23 protein-coding genes are annotated in these 22,856 nt (G+C 61.6%); 8 read left to right on the top strand and 15 right to left on the bottom strand.

Annotated features, from left to right (window positions below):
* Positions 1-62: 62 nt before the first annotated feature.
* The 10 genes from cmk to mtnA all read right to left on the bottom strand — a co-directional run bounded on the left by cmk (position 63) and on the right by mtnA (position 12,120).
* On the bottom strand, positions 63-755 hold the full coding sequence (gene cmk, locus AC52Q4_RS08495; protein WP_495536357.1) for a (d)CMP kinase: 693 nt from the start codon (positions 753-755) through the stop codon (positions 63-65).
* Complete coding sequence (aroA, locus tag AC52Q4_RS08490; protein WP_495536356.1) at positions 752-2,086, bottom strand: 3-phosphoshikimate 1-carboxyvinyltransferase; 1,335 nt, start codon at positions 2,084-2,086, stop codon at positions 752-754. The genes cmk and aroA overlap by 4 nt, the downstream gene beginning before the upstream one ends.
* Positions 2,087-2,191: 105 nt before the next feature.
* Positions 2,192-3,067 (bottom strand): prephenate dehydrogenase, encoded by an 876-nt coding sequence (locus AC52Q4_RS08485; RefSeq protein WP_495536355.1) that lies wholly within the window; start codon positions 3,065-3,067, stop codon positions 2,192-2,194.
* Positions 3,064-4,230, bottom strand: coding sequence for a histidinol-phosphate transaminase (gene hisC / locus AC52Q4_RS08480; protein WP_495536354.1), 1,167 nt, complete (start codon positions 4,228-4,230; stop codon positions 3,064-3,066). The genes AC52Q4_RS08485 and hisC overlap by 4 nt, the downstream gene beginning before the upstream one ends.
* 36 nt (positions 4,231-4,266) lie before the next feature.
* Positions 4,267-5,352: a prephenate dehydratase gene (gene pheA, locus AC52Q4_RS08475; protein ID WP_495536353.1), complete on the bottom strand. Its 1,086-nt coding sequence runs from the start codon at positions 5,350-5,352 to the stop codon at positions 4,267-4,269.
* A gap of 37 nt (positions 5,353-5,389) precedes the next feature.
* Positions 5,390-6,559 (bottom strand): phosphoglycerate dehydrogenase, encoded by a 1,170-nt coding sequence (locus AC52Q4_RS08470; protein WP_495536352.1) that lies wholly within the window; start codon positions 6,557-6,559, stop codon positions 5,390-5,392.
* 66 nt (positions 6,560-6,625) lie between these two features.
* Positions 6,626-7,708 (bottom strand): 3-phosphoserine/phosphohydroxythreonine transaminase, encoded by a 1,083-nt coding sequence (gene serC, locus AC52Q4_RS08465; protein ID WP_495536351.1) that lies wholly within the window; start codon positions 7,706-7,708, stop codon positions 6,626-6,628.
* 71 nt (positions 7,709-7,779) lie between these two features.
* Positions 7,780-10,335 carry a DNA gyrase subunit A gene (gyrA, locus tag AC52Q4_RS08460; RefSeq protein ID WP_495536350.1) on the bottom strand — a complete coding sequence of 852 codons (2,556 nt, stop codon included), beginning with the start codon at positions 10,333-10,335 and terminating at the stop codon, positions 7,780-7,782.
* A 133-nt stretch (positions 10,336-10,468) separates the two neighbouring features.
* Positions 10,469-11,026: a peptidylprolyl isomerase gene (locus AC52Q4_RS08455; RefSeq protein ID WP_495536349.1), complete on the bottom strand. Its 558-nt coding sequence runs from the start codon at positions 11,024-11,026 to the stop codon at positions 10,469-10,471.
* Positions 11,027-11,109: 83 nt separating this feature from the next.
* Positions 11,110-12,120 (bottom strand): S-methyl-5-thioribose-1-phosphate isomerase, encoded by a 1,011-nt coding sequence (mtnA, locus tag AC52Q4_RS08450; RefSeq protein WP_495536348.1) that lies wholly within the window; start codon positions 12,118-12,120, stop codon positions 11,110-11,112.
* A 92-nt stretch (positions 12,121-12,212) separates the two neighbouring features.
* Here mtnA and AC52Q4_RS08445 point away from each other — a divergent pair, with 92 nt between their 5' ends.
* The 6 genes from AC52Q4_RS08445 (at position 12,213) to AC52Q4_RS08420 (ending at position 17,816) form a co-directional block, all read left to right on the top strand.
* Entirely contained in the window at positions 12,213-13,529 is a 1,317-nt protein-coding gene (locus AC52Q4_RS08445) for a TRZ/ATZ family hydrolase (RefSeq protein ID WP_495536385.1), read from the top strand.
* Positions 13,530-13,753: 224 nt separating this feature from the next.
* Positions 13,754-14,437, top strand: a complete 684-nt coding sequence (gene ubiG, locus AC52Q4_RS08440) for a bifunctional 2-polyprenyl-6-hydroxyphenol methylase/3-demethylubiquinol 3-O-methyltransferase UbiG (RefSeq protein ID WP_495536347.1) — start codon at positions 13,754-13,756, stop codon at positions 14,435-14,437.
* 252 nt (positions 14,438-14,689) lie between these two features.
* Entirely contained in the window at positions 14,690-15,382 is a 693-nt protein-coding gene (locus AC52Q4_RS08435) for an HAD family hydrolase (protein WP_495536346.1), read from the top strand.
* A gap of 145 nt (positions 15,383-15,527) precedes the next feature.
* Positions 15,528-16,382 (top strand): squalene/phytoene synthase family protein, encoded by an 855-nt coding sequence (locus AC52Q4_RS08430; RefSeq protein ID WP_495536345.1) that lies wholly within the window; start codon positions 15,528-15,530, stop codon positions 16,380-16,382.
* A 12-nt stretch (positions 16,383-16,394) separates the two neighbouring features.
* The gene (locus tag AC52Q4_RS08425; protein ID WP_495536344.1) at positions 16,395-17,192 is read left to right on the top strand and encodes an SDR family NAD(P)-dependent oxidoreductase; all 798 of its coding nucleotides are present in this window, start codon (positions 16,395-16,397) and stop codon (positions 17,190-17,192) included.
* Positions 17,193-17,273: 81 nt separating this feature from the next.
* The gene (locus AC52Q4_RS08420) at positions 17,274-17,816 is read left to right on the top strand and encodes a hypothetical protein (RefSeq protein ID WP_495536343.1); all 543 of its coding nucleotides are present in this window, start codon (positions 17,274-17,276) and stop codon (positions 17,814-17,816) included.
* Positions 17,817-17,852: 36 nt separating this feature from the next.
* Here AC52Q4_RS08420 and AC52Q4_RS08415 read toward each other — a convergent pair whose 3' ends face one another.
* The 5 genes from AC52Q4_RS08415 to AC52Q4_RS08395 all read right to left on the bottom strand — a co-directional run bounded on the left by AC52Q4_RS08415 (position 17,853) and on the right by AC52Q4_RS08395 (position 22,095).
* Positions 17,853-18,662, bottom strand: coding sequence for a pseudouridine synthase (locus AC52Q4_RS08415; RefSeq protein WP_495536342.1), 810 nt, complete (start codon positions 18,660-18,662; stop codon positions 17,853-17,855).
* On the bottom strand, positions 18,659-19,255 hold the full coding sequence (scpB, locus tag AC52Q4_RS08410; protein WP_495536341.1) for an SMC-Scp complex subunit ScpB: 597 nt from the start codon (positions 19,253-19,255) through the stop codon (positions 18,659-18,661). The genes AC52Q4_RS08415 and scpB overlap by 4 nt, the downstream gene beginning before the upstream one ends.
* Positions 19,255-20,145, bottom strand: a complete 891-nt coding sequence (locus tag AC52Q4_RS08405) for a segregation and condensation protein A (protein ID WP_495536340.1) — start codon at positions 20,143-20,145, stop codon at positions 19,255-19,257. The genes scpB and AC52Q4_RS08405 overlap by 1 nt, the downstream gene beginning before the upstream one ends.
* Positions 20,145-21,362 (bottom strand): tryptophan--tRNA ligase, encoded by a 1,218-nt coding sequence (locus AC52Q4_RS08400; protein WP_495536339.1) that lies wholly within the window; start codon positions 21,360-21,362, stop codon positions 20,145-20,147. Before AC52Q4_RS08400 ends, AC52Q4_RS08405 begins: the two co-directional genes overlap by 1 nt.
* 109 nt (positions 21,363-21,471) lie before the next feature.
* A complete protein-coding gene (locus AC52Q4_RS08395) occupies positions 21,472-22,095 on the bottom strand; it encodes an L-threonylcarbamoyladenylate synthase (RefSeq protein ID WP_495536338.1) in 624 nt (207 codons plus the stop codon).
* A 136-nt stretch (positions 22,096-22,231) separates the two neighbouring features.
* Here AC52Q4_RS08395 and AC52Q4_RS08390 point away from each other — a divergent pair, with 136 nt between their 5' ends.
* Positions 22,232-22,531 carry a YciI family protein gene (locus AC52Q4_RS08390; protein ID WP_495536337.1) on the top strand — a complete coding sequence of 100 codons (300 nt, stop codon included), beginning with the start codon at positions 22,232-22,234 and terminating at the stop codon, positions 22,529-22,531.
* On the top strand, positions 22,528-22,821 hold the full coding sequence (locus AC52Q4_RS08385; RefSeq protein ID WP_495536336.1) for a BolA family protein: 294 nt from the start codon (positions 22,528-22,530) through the stop codon (positions 22,819-22,821). The genes AC52Q4_RS08390 and AC52Q4_RS08385 overlap by 4 nt, the downstream gene beginning before the upstream one ends.
* Positions 22,822-22,856 lie beyond the last annotated feature (35 nt).

The raw sequence follows: 22,856 nt of genomic DNA, 5'->3' as shown, positions 1-22,856 counted from the left end.
AGTATGCCTGGGTGAAGCCGACCCGTTCCGCCTTGTCAAGAGTCTCCAGAAGGAAAGCGTCGTCAGGGCGCAAAACCATTTCGACGCCGCAACTGGCTCAATATCGTATCTACTACCGCCTCCACCGACATCCCCGTGGTATCCACAACAATCGCATCGGATGCAGGAACCAGCGGCGAGGCCGAACGCGTGTAATCCCGCTCATCACGCGCCTTGAGGTCTTCCAGAAGGGCTTTGAGATTATCACTAATGCCCTGTTCCATCAACTGCTTATAACGCCTACGGGCGCGCTCTTCCACGCTGGCAGTGAGATAAATTTTCACGAATGCGTCGGGGAAAACCACGGTGGCCATATCCCGGCCGTCCGCGACCAGGCCGGGTGGTTGGCGAAACTCGCGTTGGCATTGCAATAAAGCGTCTCGTACTGCCGGCAAGGCCGCCAGTTCGGAAGCTCGTTTGCCACACGCTTCACTGCGGATTGGCTTGCTGACATCTTCGCAATCAAGCATTACTTTTGGCGTGCCGCGCTCGTCAAGCTCAAACGTAACGGCCATATGACGGGCGATACGGCTGAGCGCGGGGACATCGCCGAGCGCCACACCACTGCGCTCGGCGCTCAGGGCGAGGACCCGATAGATGGCGCCGCTGTCCAGCAAATGCCAACGCAAGCGAGCGCTGACAAGGCGGGCGACCGTACCTTTACCCGACCCGCTGGGGCCGTCCAGGGTCAAGACCGGCACCTCAGCGCGCTTCATTGGCAACCTTCTGCTCGAATTCCAAGCCCGGCACCGGCGGCAAGCTCCGCGAAACCCGGAAACGAGGTAGCAACATTACGACAGTCGTCGATGACAATCTCGGCCTCTGCCCGCAGCGCCGCCATGGCAAAGGCCATGGCAATCCGATGATCGCCGCGGGCGTGAATGCGCCCACCGCCGGGCCTGCCGCCAATGATTCGCATGCCATCGGCGCGCGCTTCGGCACGAATACCCAACGTTTGCAGCCCCGCGGCCATACCGGCGATTCGATCGGTCTCCTTGACACGCAGTTCCTCGGCACCCTGGAGTAGAGTTTCCCCTTCAGCGCACGCGGCCGCCACGAAGATCGCGGGAAATTCGTCAATGGCCCCTGGCACCATCTCGGGTGTAATGTGCGAACCACGCAACGCGGCGTGCCGAACGCGCAAATCCGCCACTGGCTCGCCCGCCGCCATGCGCTTGTTGAGCACTTCGATATTGGCGCCCATCCGCCGTAATATCGCGATCACTCCGGTTCGCGTCGGATTGAGACCCACCTCCGTGAGGAGCAAATCGGACCCCGGAGCAATGCTTGCGCCGACGAGGAAAAACGCGGCCGAGGAAATGTCTGCTGGAACGACCAACGAGGGCACGGCCTGCAACCGCCCCTGTCCGCTTACGCAAACGCCACCGCCACGCCGCCGAATTTCATAACCGAACGCTGTCAGCATGCGTTCGGTATGATCGCGACTCGGAGCCGGCTCGATGACACACGTCTCACCCTCGGCGTAAAGGCCAGCCAACAGCAGGCAGGACTTTACTTGAGCACTGGCGATAGGCATTTCATAACGGATGCCCCGCAACGCCCGACCGCCACTAATGCGCAACGGCGCGCCACCGGTATCACTAGCCTCGACCGCGGCGCCCATTTGCGTCAACGGCTCCGTTACACGCCGCATCGGCCGTCGGCTCAACGAGGCATCGCCAGTGAGGAGCGAATCAAAACGCTGGCCAGCGAGTAACCCGCAAAGCAGACGCATCGACGTGCCTGAATTACCCACATAAATAGGCGCTGAAGGCGCTTCCAGCCCTCGCAGCCCGCGGCCCTCGATCGCTAGTCGGCCGTTTCGCGGCCCGCTAGTCGGAACACCCAGCGCTTGAAAGGCAGCGAGCGTCGCCAGCGCATCCTCGCCTTCCAGGAAGCCACGGATTTCCGTTGTGCCTTCCGCCAAGGCCGCCAACATCACCGCACGATGTGAAATCGACTTGTCCCCCGGCACGCGCAAACGACCCGTCAGGCGCCCGCCCGGACTGATACGGAATTGCAGATGCTCTTCGTTCGGCTCAGTCAAGACACTCCCCTTGCGCTTGGCCCGTGGCGCGACGGCTGCCCGGCTTCCATCGGTAGAACGGACCGTGCGCCGCCGGATCGTAACCGCACGTATTCGGTTTGCCCGTCAACGCTCAAGCAGCGGCAGATATCGATCCCGTACCTCCTTGGCGCTGCGGAATACCCGCTCCAGCTCCTGGGCATCCACACGCCGTACCAGCTCCGTCAGCACGGCAAGATCCTCGCGGTAATGCTCCAGCGCCTCCAGCAGGGCTTTGCGGTTGCCTAGACAAATATCGCGCCACATGATCGGATCACTCGAGGCGATACGGGTGAAATCACGAAAGCCCCCAGCGGCATATTGGAAAAGATCTTCATCACCGCCCCAGCGCGCCAGAGTGTCGACCAGACCGAAGGCGAGCAAATGAGGCAGATGCGAGGTCGCCGCGAGCATGCGGTCGTGATGATCGGCATTCATGCAAATGACCTCGGCGCCGACGGACTCCCACAATGTCGTTACGCTACGAACCGCCTGCGGGTCGGTTTGAGCCAGCGGCGTCAGGATGGTGCGCCGCCGTTGGAACAAATCGGCGAATGCCGCCTCGACGCCGCTTTTCTCGGTCCCGGCCACGGGATGTGCGGGCACGAATCCCGCGGGTATGCCGTCGAATGTCGCTTTGACGTCTTCGATGACGCAACGCTTCGCGCTTCCCACGTCCGTAAGGATCGCCTCCGGATCCAGCGTACCGCGGATGGCCGTGAGCACGGCGCGGACGTTGCCTAAAGGCACGCTAATGACGACCGCCCCCGCCCCTGCGACAGCCAATGCCGGATCGGTATGGTAATAATCCACGACACCCAGTTCCACGGCCCGCTGCAGCTTGTTGCGATCCCGCCCGCAGCCCACGATCTCATCCACGATCCCGGCACGGCGCAGGGCCAACGCCAGCGAGCCACCAATTAAGCCTACGCCGATCACGCATAGGCGCTCGACGTGGATCATGCGGTCACCTCGAGCAAACCCCGGCCGTGGAGTTGGTCTAGCGCGGCCACAAGACGATCGTTTTCCTCGACCGTGCCGAGACTCACGCGCAGGAAATGCGGCAGCGCATAGCCTGCAAGGGGGCGAGTGATGATCCCCGCTCGCAGCAGGGCCTCGTTAGCCGCGTCCGCTTGGCTGCCGATCTCGACACACAGGAAGTTGGCGGCCGAGGGCAGCACGCGCAGCCCAAGCCGGTGAAGAGCCTCGGCAAGCCGGCTGCGTTCGCGGGCATTGAGCTCGACTGCTCGTTTGACATGGGCCGGGTCCGCCAACGCGGCGGTCGCTGCCGCCTGGGCGAGACTGTTGACGTTGAACGGATGACGCACCCGATTGAGAAGCTCGGCGATTACGGCGCTGCAAAGCGCGTAACCAACCCGCAAACCGGCCAATCCATGGGCCTTGGAGAAGGTCCGGGTAACGAGCAGGTTAGGAAACCGATCGAGCCACCCGCTGACTTCCCGATAGCCGGCGACGCCGGCGGCATATTCCACATACGCCTCGTCGACAACGACGACTACGTCCCCCGGCACCGTCTCCAGAAAAGTTTCCAGTTCCTCCTCCAAGAGCCACGTTCCGGTCGGGTTGTTGGGATTAGCTATGAAAACGACCCGGGTTTGCCCGGTAATGCGAGTGGCCATCGCCCTTAGATCATGCCCGTACGGCTGCCCGTGTTCCAGCCGACTCGCAGGCGCCACGACGCCCCTCGCACCGGCGCTGAGCGTGACGATTGGATAGATGGCAAAGGCATACTGCCCGTATACCGCTTCTCGCCCGGCCCCTAGAAAAGTGCGAGCAACCAGGTCGAGCAGGTCGTTTGATCCGTTGCCGAGCAGAATGCGCTCAGGAGCAATCCCATGGCGCTCTGAGAGCGCGCCACGCAAGCTGTGCGCATTGCCATCCGGATAACGGTGGACTTCCTGCGCTTGCTCCCGCACGGCCGCGATGGCCTTTGGGCTGGGTCCGAGTGGATTCTCGTTGGAGGCCAGTTTGATGATCTCGGATTCATCGAGATCATACTCGCGAGCCAACTCACTGATGGGCTTGCCGGGCTGGTATGGCTGCAAGCCTTGTACTCCCGGAACCGCCAATTCGCAGAAATCGAACGTGCCGTCGGACGCCGCCATCAACGCTACTCCGTGTAGCCCCGCTCGCCGTTGGATTCAGCTCGCTGCCCGCGGATACGAGCCGAGAATCTTGAGCAGGCTTGCCAGCTGCTGCATCTCATTCAGAGCGCGACGCAGGATCGGGTCTTCCGCATGGCCGAGGATGTCAATAAAAAAAACGTACTGCCACATCCCCTGCCGCGAGGGACGTGACTCGATGCGGCTCATATTGAGCCCGTAGCGAGCCAATGGTGCCAGCAGCGTTGCGAGGCCACCGGGCTTATCGGCGCGGGAGACCACTATGGAGGTTTTGTCTTCGCCGGTCGGAGGCGGCGAATGATTGCCCAGAACGAGGAAGCGCGTCGTATTGGCGGCACCGTCCTGGATATTCGAATACAGCACCGTCAGCCCGTAGTGCTGCATCGCTGCATAGCCGGCGACGGCCGCCGCATGCGGGGTCTCCCCCGCCAGACGCGCCGCCTCGGCTGTGCTGCTCACGGGCAGACGCTGCACGCCCGGCAGGTTGTTGTCGAGCCATACCCGGCATTGAGCCAATCCCTGCGGATGCGAGTAAACTTGCTGAATGGCCTTCAGCTCATCGACCTTGGCGGCGAGACAGTGTCGAATCGGCAGCTCCAGTTCACCGACGATCTGCAGCGGTGAGACCATAAAGCAATCCAGGGTATGGGTTACGACGCCTTCCGTGGAATTTTCGACGGGTACGACGCCATAATCGGCGTTCCCCGACTCCACCTCGCGAAATACGGCATCGACGCTCTCCAAGGCGAGCGAGCGCATCCCCTGACCGAAGTGCTTGAGCGCGGCCTCCTGCGTGAAGGTGCCAGCCGGTCCCAGAAAAGCCACTTGCACGGGCTGTTGCAATGCCAGGCAGGCGGACATCAATTCCCGAAACAGGCGGCTCACCTCCTCCGTGGCCAGTGGCCCAGGGTTGGCAGCGCTGATACGGTTGAGGACCTCAACCTCGCGCGCGGGGCGGTAGAGATCGCCGTCTTCGCCGCTCTCGCGCTTGATACGCGCGACCTCGCGGGCTGCATCGGCCCGCTCGTTGATCAAACGCAGGATCTCGTCGTCGATCGCGTCGATCCGCGCCCGCACGCTCTCCAGCCTAGCCGCTTCACTCATAGCACCCGCGCCCGCTCAGGACGAGTTCATCCTCCCACTACTCGATAACGCGCACGGCAAGGACCCCCTCGATGGCGCGGATCCGGTCGACCACATTGGCCGTGATCTTTCCCTCCACGTCGGCCACCGTGTAGGCCAAATTGCCCTTGGCTTTGTTGTACATATCGTCGATGTTCAGACTGGCCTCCGCAACCGCCGTCGAGATCTGACCCAGCATATTGGGGACATTGGCATTGACCACGGTCAAGCGATCACCTTCTCCGGTACGCGGCAGGATAATCTCCGGGAAATTGACGGAATTACGCACGTTGCCCGCTTCCAAGTACTCACGAACACCGTCAGCGACCATGACCGCGCAGTTATCCTGCGCCTCGTGAGTCGAGGCGCCGATGTGCGGCAACGTGATGCAGCGTGGGTGATCCTTGAGCGTGTTGGTTGGGAAATCACAGATATACGCATGCACCTTACCGACGTTCAAGGCCTCCACCACGGCAGGTTCGTCAATGATCCCCGAACGGGCGAAATTCAGCAGCACCACGCCCTCGCGCATCAAGCGCAAACGCTCCGCATCCACCATGCCGCGCGTCCCCTCGTTCTCGGGAACGTGGAAGGTGATCATATCGGCTTCCGCCACCAACTCATCGATGCTATAGACCGGTTGGACATCCGAGGCAAGTCGCCAAGCGCTGCGCACCGTAATCTGCGGATCGTAGCCCACGACGTTCATGCCCAGCGCACGCGCGGTGTTGGCCACCAGCACACCAACGGCACCGAGGCCGATGACCCCCAGGGTGCGGCCGGGCAGTTCGAAACCCACGAAGCGTTTTTTGCCGGCCTCCGTCAGGTTACTGATCTCCCGATCGCTGCCGCTCAGGTAGCGGGCAAACTCCCAGGCTTGGCAAATATCCCGCGCGGCCAGGAACATCGCCGCAACGACGAGTTCCTTGACGGCGTTGGCATTCGCGCCGGGCGCATTGAATACCGCGATGCCGCGCTCGCTCATCTCAGCGAGCGGGATATTGTTCACCCCCGCACCCGCTCGACCGACCGCCTTTAGCGTTCCTGGGACCTCCATGCCGTGCATGCTTGCCGAGCGAAGCAAAATGGCATCCGGATGCTGGATCTCGGATGAGATCTCATAACGATCGCGGGGAAGACGCTCCAACCCCTTAACCGAGAGGTTGTTCAGGGTTAAAATTTTGTACATTGGCACAACCTTATTTCAGCAACGGCAGGTTCCCGATCGAATGGGCGTCATGCACCACGGTGCGCATCAGCCGTGGCGTTTTTCGAACTCACGCATGAATTCGATCAAGGCGTCCACACCCGCCTCGGGCATGGCATTGTAGAGACTGGCGCGCATTCCCCCGACGCTCCGGTGCCCCTTCAGCGCGAACAGCCCGGCGGCCTCGGCATCCCTCAAAAAACGCTCGTCCAGCGACGGCTCCGCCATGATGAAGGGCACGTTCATCCATGACCGACAGCTTGGATGCACGGGGTTGCGATAAAAGTCACTACCGTCGATCGTCGCATAAAGCTTTTCGGCCTTGCGGCGGTTGAGCTGCGCCATCGCCTCCAGCCCGCCCTGGCGTTTGAGCCATTGGAACACCAAGCCGGCGATATACCACGCATAGGTGGGTGGAGTGTTCAGCATGGAATCGGCCTCGCCCTGCTGGCGATAATCCCAGATCGCCGGGGTGGCTGACATTGCCCTGCCGGTGAGATCCTCGCGCACGATAACCACCGTCAGCCCGGCGGGGCCGATATTTTTCTGCGCCCCGGCATAGATGACACCGAACCGGCTAACATCGATCGGCCGCGACAACAACGTGGAGGACATGTCGGCCACCAGCGGTTTCCCCTCGACCTCCGGCACCCAATGGAACTCTACGCCGCTAATCGTCTCGTTCGGCGTATAGTGCAGGTAGGCCGCCTTCGGATCGAGGGCCCAACCGTCCTGAGGCGGGATGCGCATGGGATCCTCCGCCCCCCCTGTCGCCACGACGTTGACCGCGCCGTATTGCTTGGCCTCGGCAATCGCTTTTTTCGACCAACTGCCCGTGTCGACATAATCGGCGCAGGAATGACCGGCGAGCAGATTCATGGGAACTGCAGCAAACTGGCCCGTCGCGCCGCCTTGCAGAAACAGGATACGATAGTCCTGCGGCACCTGCAGCAGATCCCGAAGGTCCTGCTCGGCCTGCGTTGCAATGGCCTTGAACTCCTTGCCACGATGGCTCATCTCCATTACGGACACGCCGCACCCGTGCCACTCCAGCATCTCTTCCTGAGCCTGGCGTAACACTGCCTCCGGCAAAACGGCCGGGCCCGCGCTGAAATTATAGGCTCGCGACATGACTGCTCCGCTCCCAGGTCCTGTTCAACAAGGCTTCCTGCATTTTCCCAATACCATCCAGCAAGTGGGGCTCAAGGGCCATCCTCTTCCCCGTTGCCGTTGAGCAGCTCGATCCGAGCCACCCCGGCGAGTTGCTCCTCATCGGCCAATGCAATCAGCTTCACACCCTGCGTATTGCGGCCGACGACCGAGATCTCCCCCACCGGAATACGCACTAAAGTACCAGCGTTGGTGATCAGCATGACTTCGTCCTCCTCGGCAACCTGAGCCGCGCCGACGACCTGGCCGTTGCGCTCGGAGGTCTGAATTGAGATCACCCCCATACCGCCGCGGCTGCGCCGCGGATACTCCACGACCGGCGTGCGTTTCCCGTAACCGTTGCCGGTAACGGTAAGAATATGGCCCTCGCCCAGAATGAGCAGCTGTATCACCGAATGGTCGGCCCCAAGCTGAATGCCTCGTACCCCTCCGGCGGTACGCCCCATCGCTCTGACGGCATCTTCCCTGAATCGAATGGCCTTGCCGGCATCGGTCAACAACATGATCTCTCGCTCGCCATCGGTAATGGCGACGTTGACCAGCCAGTCGTCTTCCTGCAAGTTGACAGCAATAATCCCTGAGGAACGCGGGCGCGAAAAATCCGAAAGCGGAGTTTTCTTCACGGTTCCCTTGCGCGTGGCCATGAACACGAAGTGCTGATCATCGAACTCCTTGATCGATACCACGGCGCTGATCCGCTCCGTGGGGTCCAGCGGCAGCAGATTGACGATTGGCTTGCCTCGTGAGCCGCGGCTGCCGTGCGGGAGCTCGTAGACCCGCAGCCAATAACATTTTCCGCGGCTCGAGAAACAAAGCAGCGTATCATGGGTATTGGCGAGAAAGAGCTGATCGATGAAGTCCTCGTCCTTCATCTTCGTTGCCGCCTTACCCTTGCCACCGCGATGCTGAGCCTGATAGCTGTCCAGCGGCTGCGATTTGGCGTAGCCCCCGTGAGACAGCGTAACAACCACGTCTTCCGGCTGGATCAAATCCTCCAGCGTGAGGTCGACCCGGTTTACCGTGATCTCGGTGCGGCGCGGATCGCCATACTGCTCCTTGACCGCGCGCAACTCCTCGCGAATGACCTCCATCAGCCTGTCCCCGCTGCCTAGGATCTCCAGAAGCTCGCCTATGGATTCCAGCAACTCGCGGTACTCGTCGAGAATCTTGTTCTGTTCAAGGCCGGTCAGGCGTTGCAGCCGTAAATCGAGGATGGCCTGAGCTTGCGCCTCGCTGAGATAGTAGACCGCACCGACCAAACCCAATTGAGGATCCAGCCCCTCGGGTTTGGAGGCTTCGGCGCCCGCACGCTGGAGCATCTCGCTTACCCCGCTGCCCGGCGGCCAGGACCGTGCGGTCAATGCTTCCTTGGCCTGCGCCGGCCCGCTCGAGCCTTTGATCAGCGCGATCACCTCGTCGATATTGGCGAGCGCAACCGCCAGCCCCTCCAATACGTGCAATCGCTCACGCGCCTTGCGCAGCTCATAGACGGTCCGCCGGGTAACCACCTCGCGGCGGTGGCGCAGAAACGCATCCAGCACATCCCGCAGGCTATGCAGCTTGGGCTGGCCTTTGGCCAAGGCGACCATGTTGATCCCGACAACGGATTCCAGCTGCGTGTGCTGATAGAGGTTGTTGAGCACGACCTCGGGAACTTCGCCGCGGCGCAGCTCGATGACCATCCGTATACCGTCCTTGTCCGATTCGTCGCGCAGCTCGGTAATACCGTCGATGCGCTTTTCCTTGACCAAATCGGCGATCTTCTCGAGCAGCCGCGCCTTGTTCACCTGATAAGGCAACTCGGTGACGATCAGGCTGACCTTCCCGCTGCGCGTGTCTTCCTCGAATTCACAGCGCGCCCGGATGACCATCCGCCCGCGCCCGGTCCGATACGCCTCGCGGATCCCCGAAACGCCGTTGATAATGGCCCGGGTAGGGAGATCCGGTCCTGGGATATAGGTCATCAGATCATCGACGGTAAGGCTGTCATCGTCGATAAGCGCGGTACAGGCGTCGATCACCTCGCCAAGGTTGTGAGGCGGCACGTTGGTTGCCATGCCCACGGCGATTCCCGAGCCCCCATTGACCAGGAAATTGGGGACGCGAGCCGGCAGCACGGTCGGCTCTCGCTCGGAGCCATCGTAATTGTCGACGAAATCGACCGTTTCCTTGTCGAGGTCGGCCAGAAGTTCATGAGCGATTCGCGCCATGCGGACTTCCGTATAGCGCATGGCAGCCGCGGCATCGCCGTCCACTGAACCAAAGTTGCCCTGACCGTCGATGAGCGGGTAGCGCATCGCGAAGACTTGCGCCATGCGCACGATCGTATCGTAGACCGCCGCATCCCCGTGCGGGTGGTACTTACCGATCACATCGCCCACGACACGCGCCGATTTCTTGTAGGCCCGGTTCCAATCATTGCCCAGCTCGCGCATCGCATGGAGCACACGGCGATGCACCGGTTTGAGCCCATCGCGCACGTCCGGCAACGCACGGCCCACTATTACGCTCATGGCGTAATCGAGATACGAACGGCGCATCTCGTCTTCAAGATTTACCGGAAGAATCTCCTTGGCGACACTGGACATTAGGCGATCAAGGTGCCTCTGATGGCATATGCAAGAGACGGCGCCCCGTTATTGACCGAGGCGCGCCAAAGGAAGGTCGGCAATATTAACATATTGTTCCGGGAGGGCGCACCCGGCACCCGAAGGAGGGATGTCACACGCGCACGGCGCGTTTGAGCACAACGGTCAAGCGCGGCTGATCGCGATGGGGACCGTGCTTGACCGTCGGCACGCCCGAGATCCGATCCACCACCGCCATGCCCTCGACCACGTGGCCGAACACAGCGTAGCCGAAGTCGTTCTCGCTATGATCCAGGGAATGATTGTCCGCAACGTTGATAAAGAATTGCGAGGCCGCGCTGTCGGGATCTTTGACCCGGGCCATCCCCACCGCGCCACGCACATTCTTCAAACCGTTATCGGCTTCGTTGCGTATCGGCTCGTGGGTCTCCTTACGCGTCTTGTCGGTATTGTAGCCGCCACCCTGCACGATAAAGTCCCGAATGATGCGGTGGAAAGTCGTGTTGTGATAAAACTCCTCGTCCACGTAGCGCAAGAAGTTCTCCACGCTGATGGGCGCTTTGTCCGGGTACAGCTCAATGGTGAACTCGCCGAGCGAGGTAACTATTTGCACGCGTGGTTTGTCCTCTCCAGCGCTTCCTCCGGTCGCCGCCATGGACGCCAAGGTCAAAAAGCTCAGCACATTCGGCATCTGTTTTACTCCCCCCGCTCGCGCGGTTGCCTGCCCTAACTAACGCAGCGTTTTCTGACCGGTTGCACAACGCCCCACGACGTTCAAGCGCATAACACGGCCATGCGCTCTCGGTTCGGCCGTTTCACGGCACCCCGCTCGGTAACCAGCACATCGACGAGGTTGGCCGGCGTAATATCGAAAACCGGATTCCAAGCGCCCACGCCCGCCGCAGCGAGCGGTTGGCCGCCCAGAGTCAGCACTTCGCCGGGGTCTCTTTGCTCGATCCGTATCGCATTGCCATCGGCGGTAGCAAAATCCAGTGTGGAACTGGGCGCAACCACCATGAAGCCGACTCCATGGGCTCTGGCAGCCAATGCCAGACCGTAGGTGCCGATCTTGTTGGCCACGTCGCCGTTGGCAGCGACTCGGTCGGCACCGACCACAACCCAGCGCACATGATCGAGGCGTAAGAGCGCCGCGGCGGCGGCATCAACGATCACCTGCACCGGAATGCCGTCTTGCTGCAGCTCCCAGGCGGTCAGCCGTGCCCCCTGCAACCAGGGTCGTGTCTCATCAGAGTACACGCATGACACCTGTCCTGCCGCATAAGCCGCGCGGATTACGCCAAGGGCGGTCCCATAGCCCCCCGTCGCCAACGAACCGGTATTGCAGTGAGTCAATACTGCCCCCTTGGCGATGAAGAAGTCCGCGCCCACCTCCCCCATCCGATGGTTCGCGCGCACATCCTCTTCGTGAATGCGGCACGCCTCGGCCGTCATGGCCTCAGCATCCGCTCCATCTAACAGCTTAGCGCGCATACGCTGCAGAGCCCAAAGCAGATTGACCGCAGTGGGTCGGGCCTCTGCCAGATGCCGCAGCTCGGCTTCGCGTTTCAGCGGATCGGTAAATTCACGAACCGCCATCGCCGCCCCGTAGGCGGCCGCGATTCCGATTGCCGGCGCACCACGGACCACCATCGCTTTGATGGCCTGCGCCACAGCCGCGGCCCCGCTGCACTCGATGTATCGGATCTGGTGAGGCAAGCAGCGCTGGTCCAAGAGCACCAGCGCCTCGCCGGTCCAATGCAGGGCGCGAACCGTGTCATGCTCCATGGTATCGGCTGCTCGACCATGCTTAACGTGAGCGGAAGATTGTCGCACACTATCCGCCGCTAATGGACCGCATCGGCCGCAGAGACTACATCATGGAGCAAGCGGATACGATCATAAACACTCGCTGGTTGGTGCCCGTCGAACCGGACCAAGCGGTTCTGGATCACCACGCGCTTATTATCCGCGACGGCCGAATCGCTCAGATCCTCCCCCAGAGCGAGGCGAGATGCCGCTATAAAGCGCCTCGCGTGCGCGAGTTAAACGAACATGTGCTCATCCCGGGGCTGGTGAACACGCACACTCACGCGGCAATGACGCTGCTGCGAGGACTGAGTGATGACCTCCCCCTGATGCGCTGGCTAACGGAATACATCTGGCCGACCGAGCAGATGCACGTCGGTGAGAATTTCGTGGCGCAGGGCACGGAGCTGGCGATTGCCGAGATGTTGCTCGGCGGAACGACCTGCTTCAACGATATGTACTTCTTTCCGGAAACGACTGCGCAAATTGCGTCCCGAGTGGGAATGCGAGCGGTCGTCGGCATGATTGCAATCGACATGCCGAGTGCGTACGCTGCGTGCGCCGACGAGTATCTGAAGCGGGGGCTCGCACTCCACGACGCCGTGCGCAGCGAGGCTCTCGTGTCCACCGCCTTCGCCCCCCATGCACCCTATACCGTCTCGCAGAGAATCCTCGAGCGCATTCGCGTCCTGGCCGACGAACTCAACGTACCGGTGCATATCCATCTGCACGAAACCGCACACGAGATCGCAGAGAGCATCGAGCGTCATGGCAAGCGGCCGCTGGCGCGATTGGACGAAATCGGCCTGCTCTCACCAGGACTGATCGCGGTTCATATGACCCAACTCGATGCAAGTGAGATGGACCGGCTCGCCGAGACGGGGAGTCACGTCGTACATTGCCCGGAATCCAATCTCAAGCTGGCAAGCGGTTTCTCGCCGACGGCGGCCTTGCTGGGGAAGGGAATCAATGTTGCGCTGGGCACGGACGGAGCAGCAAGCAACAACGATCTGGACATGTTCGCAGAGATGCGCACGGCGGCATTGCTTGCCAAAGGCGTGAGTAGCGATGCCACGGCGTTGCCCGCGCACCAGGCGCTGCACATGGCGACCCTGGCAGGGGCCACGGCCTTGGGGCTCGCTGGTCAGATCGGCTCTTTGGCACCCGGCAAATTCGCCGACCTGGTGGCAGTCGATCTCGGCGGCGTGGGCAGTCAACCGGTTTACAACCCGATTTCGCAACTCGTCTATGCGGTCAATCGCTCCCAGGTCAGCGATGTCTGGGTCGCCGGTCGCGAATTGGTCGTGGACGGAGCGCTCACCACGCTGAACCAAGCGAAAATACGCAGTCAATGCCAGCAATGGCGTGATAGGATAACGTGCTTATGATAATTCGCACGTCAACCTCAGATCACCTGAGGGCGATAAGCAGCTTCGGAAATCCATCGTGTCGGGCCACCCGCAAACGATTCGTGTTTCCGATATCTGCCGAGCCGCGGCCGACGTTGGATTCGCGGTAAAGCGGGTATGTCGGTCCTGCGCGGCACAAATCACTGCTTGATGGGCTCGGCTTAAGGTCGCTGGAAGTGCCTCCGAATACCAACACAGACCCCGTGGAGCTCGCTAAATTCGATCGCCTCGCCGCTCGGTGGTGGGACCCCGAGGGCGAGTTCAAACCCCTGCATCAGATCAATCCGTTGCGCCTTGACTACGTCGAGCACCGCCTCGGAGGGCTCGCAGATCGCGATGTCGTTGACGTGGGCTGCGGTGGCGGCCTGCTGAGCGAGGCCATGGCAAGACGCGGCGCACGCGTCATCGGGATTGACTTGGCGGAGCGAAGCTTGGCAGCGGCACGGCTGCATGCCGCGGAGACACATCTCGAGGTCGAGTACAAGCTGACCAGTGTGGAGGAGTTCGCACAGCATCGTCCGCATGCATTCGACGCTGTTACCTGTATGGAGCTACTGGAGCACGTACCGAATCCGGCGCTGACGATCCATGCTTGCGCGCGCCTGCTGCGCCCCGGCGGGGCAGCGATTTTCTCGACCCTGAACCGTAACCCGAAAGCCTATCTATTGGCGGTGATCGGGGCTGAATACGTTTTGCGGTTGCTGCCCTGCGGCACGCATGATTACCGCAAGTTCATCCGCCCTTCCGAGCTTGCGGCCTGGGCGCGCGCGCAGGGCCTGCTGTTGCGCGATCTGCGCGGCATTGGCTACAACCCGCTGAGGCGTCGTTACTCCCTCGTCGACGACGTTTCGGTCAACTATCTGGCGCACTTCGCCCCCGGTCAATAGTATTGGGCCACGTACCGAGAATCGGCTCGCCGCGCGCCAGCGAACCGGAACTCCGGTTCATTGGAGAGGGCAGAATAATTCACCGCAATGCTTGCCGGCTCGGACGCCAGCGCGAGACGGCGCAAGCGAGTCGTTGCGATTTCCGCAGCCAGTAGCGCGGCGCCGGTGTGACAGACAAATCCGCCAAGGTGCCTGATGATGAATCGTCGCGCGGATAGTGTTCTGCCGTTATCACGGCACCTCGCAAAGGCTGTGCTGTTAGACTTGGATGGCACGCTGCTCGATACCGCACCCGACCTGATCGGCAGCCTGAACGCGCTGCGTCGCGAGCACGGCTTGGCGGCATTGCCGCCGGCGCCGTTGCGCCCAGTGGTCTCGCTCGGTGGCGCCGCGATGATCCAGCACGGCTTCGGCATCAACCGGGATGACCCCGGCTTTGATTCATTGCTCCGGCGCTATCTCGATCACTATCGTTCCCGACTCAGCCACGAGACCCGTCCCTTCCCCGGCATCGTCGAAATGCTGGATGCGGTCGAATCACGCAACCTGCGCTGGGGGGTCGTAACCAACAAGCCAAGCTGGCTTACGCGACCGCTGCTGGAACAGCTTGGCTTGCTGCAACGCGCTTCGTGCGCCGTCAGTGGCGATTGTCGAGCTTTGCACAAACCCAATCCCCACCTGGTCTTCGAGGCTTGCCGGCAGTTGGGTCTGACACCGCCGGAATGCGTGATGGTGGGCGATGCGCAGCGCGATATCGTGGCCGCGAGACGCGCTGGCACCCCGGCCTTGGCCGCCCTGTTCGGCTATCTCGAGCCCAATGCGCGGGTCAGTGACTGGGCAGCCGACGGGACCATTGAGCATCCCATGGAAATACTGTCCTGGCTGGCGGCGTCCGGGGATGTATCCCCCCGCTGCGATGCGCCTCATCCTCAAGAGACGCCATGAGCGTCACCGGCCGGCAAGGGGTGATGTCTTCAGCGGCGAGCGCTTCGCCGAGGGTAGTCCGTGCTTTGAAGACGGCACGTAAACGGTCCTTTCTGCACCCGCCGCATGATCAGCCAATCCGCTCTGCTCGTGCCACGCACGCATCATGAACACCATCGAGTACTGCCGGGAGAAAGTCGCTCCGCCGGGCTCAGGCCTGCATTATGCACTGCTGTTCACCGAGGCCGACAAACGCGAGGCCCTGCTCGCGTTGCACGCTTTTCACGCCGAACTCCTCGAACTCGTGGGGCAGTGCAGTGACCGCAACGTGGCTGCGGCCAAACTCGCCTGGTGGCGCGAGGAGCTGGCGCGCACCTTCGAAGGCCGGGGCAGCCACCCCATCAGCCAAGCCTTGCACGCACCGATCGAGCATCATCGGCTGGATCGGCACTACTTTGAGCAGATCCTAGAAGGTGCTCAAATGGATTTGGAGTACAATCTCTACCCGAGCTTCCGCGAGCTCTCGCTTTATTGCCACCGGGTCGGGTGCTCCATCGCCAGCCTCTCGGTACAGGTGTGTGGCTATCGTGATCGTCGCATCTTCGATTTCGCACACGATTTGGGCACCGCGCTGCAGCTCACGCGCTTTCTGCGCAATGTACGACGCCATGCGGCAGAGGGGCGATGCTATATTCCGGAACAGGAAATGCGCGACGCCGGTGTCGACTGGAGCGATATGCAACGGTCGACGACCAGCGAGCCGGTACGCCGGTTGTTTGCCGGTCAGGCCGACCGCGCGCGGCGCTTCTATACGCAGGCCGAGCAGCGCCTACCCCCGTCGGATCGCTGGTCCCAACGCCCGGGCATCGTGATGGCAGAACTGTATCGATCGTTACTCGAGGTAATGGCGCACGACCACTTCCCCTTATTGGAGCGGCGTTACCACCTCACGCCATTGCGCAAGCTCTGGTTAGCTTGGCGCACAGCCCGCGCACAGCGGCGCTTTCGCCGCTGCGGCTGAAGAGATCTGCAAATGCCCGAAGCCGTTTCTGAGATAATTCCCGCCGATTATCATCCCGCCGCCGGTGCCTTGACCGAGCGCAAAGTTCTTATCACCGGTGCAGGGACGGGGATTGGGCGTGCGAGCGCCTTGGCAGCAGCGCAAGCCGGGGCCACGGTGATCCTGCTCGACCGGCGCATTCCGCCCTTGGAGCGCGTTTATGATGAAATCGAGGCCGGCGGCGGCCCTCAACCGGCCATCTACCCTTTAGATCTGCTCGGCGCGAAACCCCAAGACTACATGGAGCTCGCGCAACGCCTGAACGACAGCCTCAACGGACTCGATGCGCTGGTCCACAATGCCGCCGAGCTCGGTCGGCCCTGTCCGATCGCCCACTACAATATCGAGACCTGGTTCCGTACTCTGCACGTCAACCTGAATGCGCCTTTTTTACTCACCCAAGCCTGCCTACCCCTTCTGGAGCGCGCGCCGGCCGGCATAGTCGTCTTCGTCAGCGACCTCGCCGGTCGCATCGGCAAGCCCTACGCGGGTGCCTACGGCGCCGCCAAGGCCGGCTTGGAGGGCTTGATGCGCACCCTCGCCGCGGAGCTACCGGACGACTCACCGGTACGCAGCGTGAGCTACGATCCGGGGGCAACGCATACCGCGCTGCGCGCGCTCGCCTACCCGGGTGAGGACCCGGCCGGGTTGCGCTCGCCAAGCGCTGCTGCCCGCGGCCTGAGCTATCTGCTCGACCCGAGGCATGCGATATGTCAAGGTGCGGCGTATACGCTGGCGATGGAAGGTTGCTTCAGCGACGGAAACAACTAAATATTGCGCTACATCACATACTGTTGTGTTTTTGTCCTACTATAGTAACGTCTACCTGTCGTTAACTCACTAGTGAGCGTTATGGATGTAACCAATACCCTGCAACGGGTCCTTGACTCCACGTATCGCATTGCCGCTCTGCAGACTCAGGAGACAGACCGTCTCGTTGGTTTGTTCAAGCGGTACGCCCTTACGACAGGACAGGCCGTGTACGATTGGACCGCGCAGGGCGGACTCTGCCGTATGGGAGTCGAGCATATCCTTATCCCGCGAACTCGTACCCCTACGGATGTGCTCGCCTATATCGCTGCCAGCCGCCACTACGGTATCTATTTGCTGAGGGAGTTCGACTCAGCACTAACCAAGTCCTCGATTCAGAATACCTTGTGCAGCTTGAGCGACATCGATGACGGCGTTCGACGCCTGGTGCTGCTGATGGGGACCTATTCACACCTGCCACCTGTCCTTCAAGAGCGGGTCGCCACAATCCGCCACTACGTTCGCGAGCGCGCGCCAACCGTCGAGGCAAGCGCCGCGACGCCGCTGCAAACGCATAACGCAGCCGTTCACCGCAACCCGATGGCGCGCGGCGGGACCCTCTATCACATCAGCTCAGAAAAATAAATTTTCGGGCACATAGGTGACGGCTCGACGGATCATTCAAGAGTTTCGTGCTACCCGAGCACTCCTGCGTTTCTCACGCCCGGCCGGACGCTGCGGCCGCGGTTCCAGATCCACCGCTAGGCAAACGCGGGCAATCTCCGCCGTATCCAACTTTCGGATCTGCCCTTGTCGTAAACCGGGCGGCAACCGCACCGGACCGTAGCGCAGCCGACTCAGCCGGCTCACCCGTACCCCTTGCGACTCCCAGAGCCGCCGCACCTCGCGGCGGCGCCCCTCGAACAGGCGTACCCGGAACCAGCCATTGCTCGCCTGCGACTCGGAGAGCGTATCGACCTGATCGAATGCGGCAAGGCCATCTTCAAGTTCTACACCTTGCTTCAAACGGCCAATCATTTCGGGCGTTACCACGCCATAGACCCGTACGGCGTATTCACGCACGAGGCGGAAGGAGGGGTGCATCAAACGGTTGGCGAGCTCGCCGTCGGTAGTGAACAACAATAGACCGCAAGTATTCACATCAAGACGGCCTACCGCGATCCAGCGCCCCCGTTTGAGGCTCGGTAGATGCTCAAAAACCGTAGGGCGCCCGGCGGGATCCGACCGCGTGGTAACCACGCCCACCGGTTTGTGGTAAAGCAGCATACGCCGAGGCGATCCGCAGACGTTTCGCCGCTGCAGAGGTTTGCCGTCGACCTTGATACGCATCAGCGGCGCCACCCGTTCGCCCAATCGGGCAAGCCGGCCGTTGACTCGGACGCGCCCCTCGCGTATCCAGCGCTCCATCTGCCGACGCGAACCCAATCCGGCGCGCGCGAGCACCTTGTGGAGCTTTTCCGTGTCGCTCATCCGATCGCCCGCACGCTGAGACCATCCTCAGATTGCGCCAAGCTCGGTTCATACTCGGCGTTTTCGTCACTCCGGTTCATGAGCTCGCTGAGCGCCGGCATTTCATCCAAGCTCTTGAGATTGAAATAATCGAGAAAGGCGCGAGTGGTGGCAAATAGAGCCGGTCGCCCGGGTAACTGCCGGTGCCCCGCCGTGCGAATCCAGCCCCGTTCCTGCAGCGTACGCATAATGGAACTGCTGAGCGCGACACCGCGGATCTCTTCAATTTCCCCGCGCGTGATCGGCTGGCGATAAGCGATGATCGCTATGGTCTCCAGCAGCGCCCGGGAATAACGCCCCGGCCGTGCCGCTCCGAGTTGCGCGACCCACGGCGTCAGTTCCTCCCGCACCTGAATTCGATAGCCGCTGGCAACTTCTTTGAGCTCGATGCCACGGCGGCGATAATCCTCGGCCAACTCGGCCAATGCATTGAGAATGGCCGCCTTCTCGGGCTGTCGATCCGACGGAAACAGCCGCTGCATTCTATCCACGGACAGGGGTTCGCCCGCCGCCAATAGCGCCGCCTCGATGATGTACTTCAGCTCTGGCTCCATTATGGCTCGTTCTTCCCTTGCTCATTGCCCGGTTCGGATTCTCTCGTCGAGGTCGCTGTTGCCGCGCGAACATAGATTGGCGCGAAAGCCTCAGCCTGACGCAATTCGATCAGCCGCTCCCGGAAAAGCTCCAGAATCGCCAGAAAGGTAACGGTAACACCCGAACGCCCCTCCGTGACCGAAAACAGCGCCGTGAACGCGCTGAAGCGCTCGCATTCAAGCCGCGCCAGGATGTCGACCATGCGTTGCCGCACGGAAAGCGCCTCGCGCTGAACCGCATGCTGCGCAAAACGCTCCGCCCGGGCCATGACATCGGCCAACGCCATGACGAGCTCGCCGAGGGCAACCCTCGGCTCGCTCCGCTCAATAGCGCGCGCCGGTGGGGTCGATGCCCACGTCGGGTAAATATCGCGCTCGAGCCTCGGCAACTCATCGAGCGCTTGCGCCGCTTCTTTGAATTGCTCGTAGACTTGGAGTCTTCGCGCCAGCTCGAGCCGCGGATCGGCTTCCTCAGGCGCCTCGTCGGCCGGCTGCGGCAGCAGCATACGCGACTTGATCTGAGCCAGAACGGCGGCCATGACCAGGTACTCGGCCGCAAGCTCCAGACGCAGACCCTGCATCAGCTCGACGTAGCGCATGTATTGGCGAGTAATTTCGGCAATTGGAACGTCCAGAATGTCGAGGTTTTGCCGGCGGATCAGATAAAGAAGCAGATCGAGCGGCCCCTCGAAAGCCTCCAGAATGATCTCCAAGGCATCGGGTGGAATGTAAAGGTCAGGCGGAAGCTTCACCAACGGCTCACCCATCACCTTGACGGCGACCGAGACCGTGGACGGTTCATCGTCGCGCTGTGCTTCGGGCAGCGGGGCTGCATCGCCTTCGCTCGCCATTACCGATAGTCCAGACCGATGGCAGCCCGCACCTCCTGCATCGTCTCTCTGGCCACGACGCGCGCTTTTTCACAGCCGTCCGAAACGATGCGCCGCACGGCTTGCGGATCCTCTTCAAACTCGCGGGCCCTGGCGCGAATGGGTTCGAGCTCCGCCTTCACAGCTTCAATTATCGGCTGCTTGCAATCCAAACAGCCGATACCGGCGGATCGGCAACCCCTAAGCACCCATTCCTGGGTCTCCTCGTCGGAGTAGAGCCGATGGAAATCCCAGACCGGACATTTCGTAGGTTCCCCGGGGTCGGTGCGACGCACTCGCGCTGGGTCTGTAGGCATCGTTCGAATCTTCTGCTCCACCGTCTGGGGTTCATCGCGCAGCGAGATCGTATTCCCATAGGACTTGGACATCTTTCGTCCATCCAAACCCGGCGTTCGCGATGCAGGCGTGAGCAGCGCGTGCGGCTCCGGCAGAATATTGCGTCCCGTGCCTTCAAGGTAGCCCAAGAGCCGCTCGCGCTCGCCCAGCGTGATGTTCTGCTGAGCTTCCACCAACGAGCGCGCCTCGCACAAGGCTTCCTGGTTACCTTGCTCCTGGTATCGCCGGCGCAGCTCCGCGTAGAGCCGGGCGTTTTTCTTACCCATGCGCTTGGCTGCCGTTTCGGCCTTACTCTCGAAGTCCGTTTCACGACCGAATAGGTGGTTGAAGCGCCGGGCGAGTTCGCGCGTGATCTCAACATGAGACACCTGGTCCTCACCTACCGGCACGCCGCTTGCCTGATAAATGAGGATATCGGCGCTTTGCAGCACGGGGTATCCCAGGAAGCCGTACGTGAGCAAATCTTTATCACGCAGATTCTGTTGCTGATCCTTGTACGTGGGCACCCGCTCCAGCCAACCCAGCGGAGCAATCATCGAGAGCAGCAAATGCAACTCGGCGTGCTCGATTACCCGGGACTGAATGAAGATTTTGGCCAAGCTCGGATTAACCCCGCAGGCCAACCAGTCGATCACCAACTCCCAGATGTTCTGACCGATGATCTCGCGCTCGTCGTAGGCGGTGGTCAGCGCATGCCAATCCGCCACAAAAAAGAAGCACTCATGCTCCTGCTGCAGTTGCACCCAATTCTTCAAGACACCGTGGTAATGACCCAGGTGCAGCCGCCCGGTCGGCCGCATTCCGGAGAGAACGCGACTCTGGCGCGGGTCGAGTATGCTCAAAATCACCTCCTGGCATCGGCTCGCTCAATCCGGACCGAAATACATCATAGCCTGGGGCACAAGGCGGTGCAGCGAGTGCTGCTCCAACCGAGGGCCAAGCCACCGCAACTCAAGCTTCAAACACCGTGGCATCCCCGGCGCCACGACGAATCACCGCCGGCCTTTCACCGGTGAGATCGATCACCGTACTCAGCTGGAGTCCCCCGGCGCCGCCGTCGATGATCAGATCCACCTGCGCACCGATGCGCTCCCGTATTACCTCGGGGTCCGTCAGCGGCAGATCGTCGCCGGGCAACAGCAGTGTGGTGCTCATCACTGGCGCACCGATCTCGGCAATAAGCACGCTCGCGATGGGGCTGTTGGGAACACGGATGCCAATGGTCTTGCGCTTGGGATGCTGAAGCCTCCGCGGCACTTCGTTGGTCGCAGGGAGAATAAACGTATACGGCCCAGGCGTATGGGCTTTGAGCAGACGAAAAGCCGAGTTGCTGACCTTTGCGTAGGTGCCGATGTCCGACAAGTCACGACAGGCGAGCGTAAAGTGGTGCCGCTCGTGCAGATTGCGCAGGCGTCGGATGCGCTCCACTGCTTCGCGCTCTCCCATGCGGCAACCTAGGGCATAGGCGGTGTCTGTAGGATAGACGATCACCTCACCGCGCTGCAGTATCTCGGCGGCCCGGCGGATCAGACGCGGCTGCGGGGTCATGGGATGAATCACGAAGAACTGGCACACTGCGCATCTCCTCGGCTGCACGGGCGCGGGCGTATCGCTGATTCATTGTAACGGCTGCTCGCGTGCCGCGTCAGGGACATTGGGTTTGTGATAGCCTAAGTTCGAGGTACCGGTTCAGCTTTGAGGCCGTGGATCCATGTATTACGCTATCCTCAGCGAGGACATCGCCAATAGCCAGCCACTACGCGCCAAGGCCCGCAGCGCCCATCTCAAGCGCTTGGAGCAGCTTAAAGCCGAGGGGCGTTTGCTGCTGGCCGGCCCACATCCTGCCATCGACAGTGAAGAACCCGGGTCCGCCGGTTTCTCCGGCAGTCTGGTGATCGCAGAATTCGCTTCGCTGGAGGCAGCCCAGGCCTGGGCTGATAGCGACCCCTACGTCGAGGCGGGTGTCTATCAGCAAGTGATCGTTAAACCATTCAAGCGAGTATTGGCATGACCGAATCACGGGTGGCAATGATCGAGCGGCGGCTGCGCGAGGCGCTGCAGGTGGAAACCGTGACGGTGCGCGATGACAGCCGATTGCATGCCGGACACGTTGGGGCCAAGGACGGCGGCGGCCACTACCGGGTGTTGGTGGTCAGCCCGGATTTCACCGGCCGCAACACACTTCAGCGCCACCGCATGGTGTACGATGCCATGGGTGAGGCGATGCGCGCCGATACCATTCACGCGTTGAGCATCCAGGCGCTGACGCCACGGGAACACCAACAGCAGCAAAAAACCTGAGCGGCGTCACCGGCGCGTGCTCGCCCGGCGACCTG

This window comes from Nitrococcus sp. (assembly GCF_059432795.1).
This window is presented reverse-complemented; position numbering and strand designations above follow the sequence as displayed.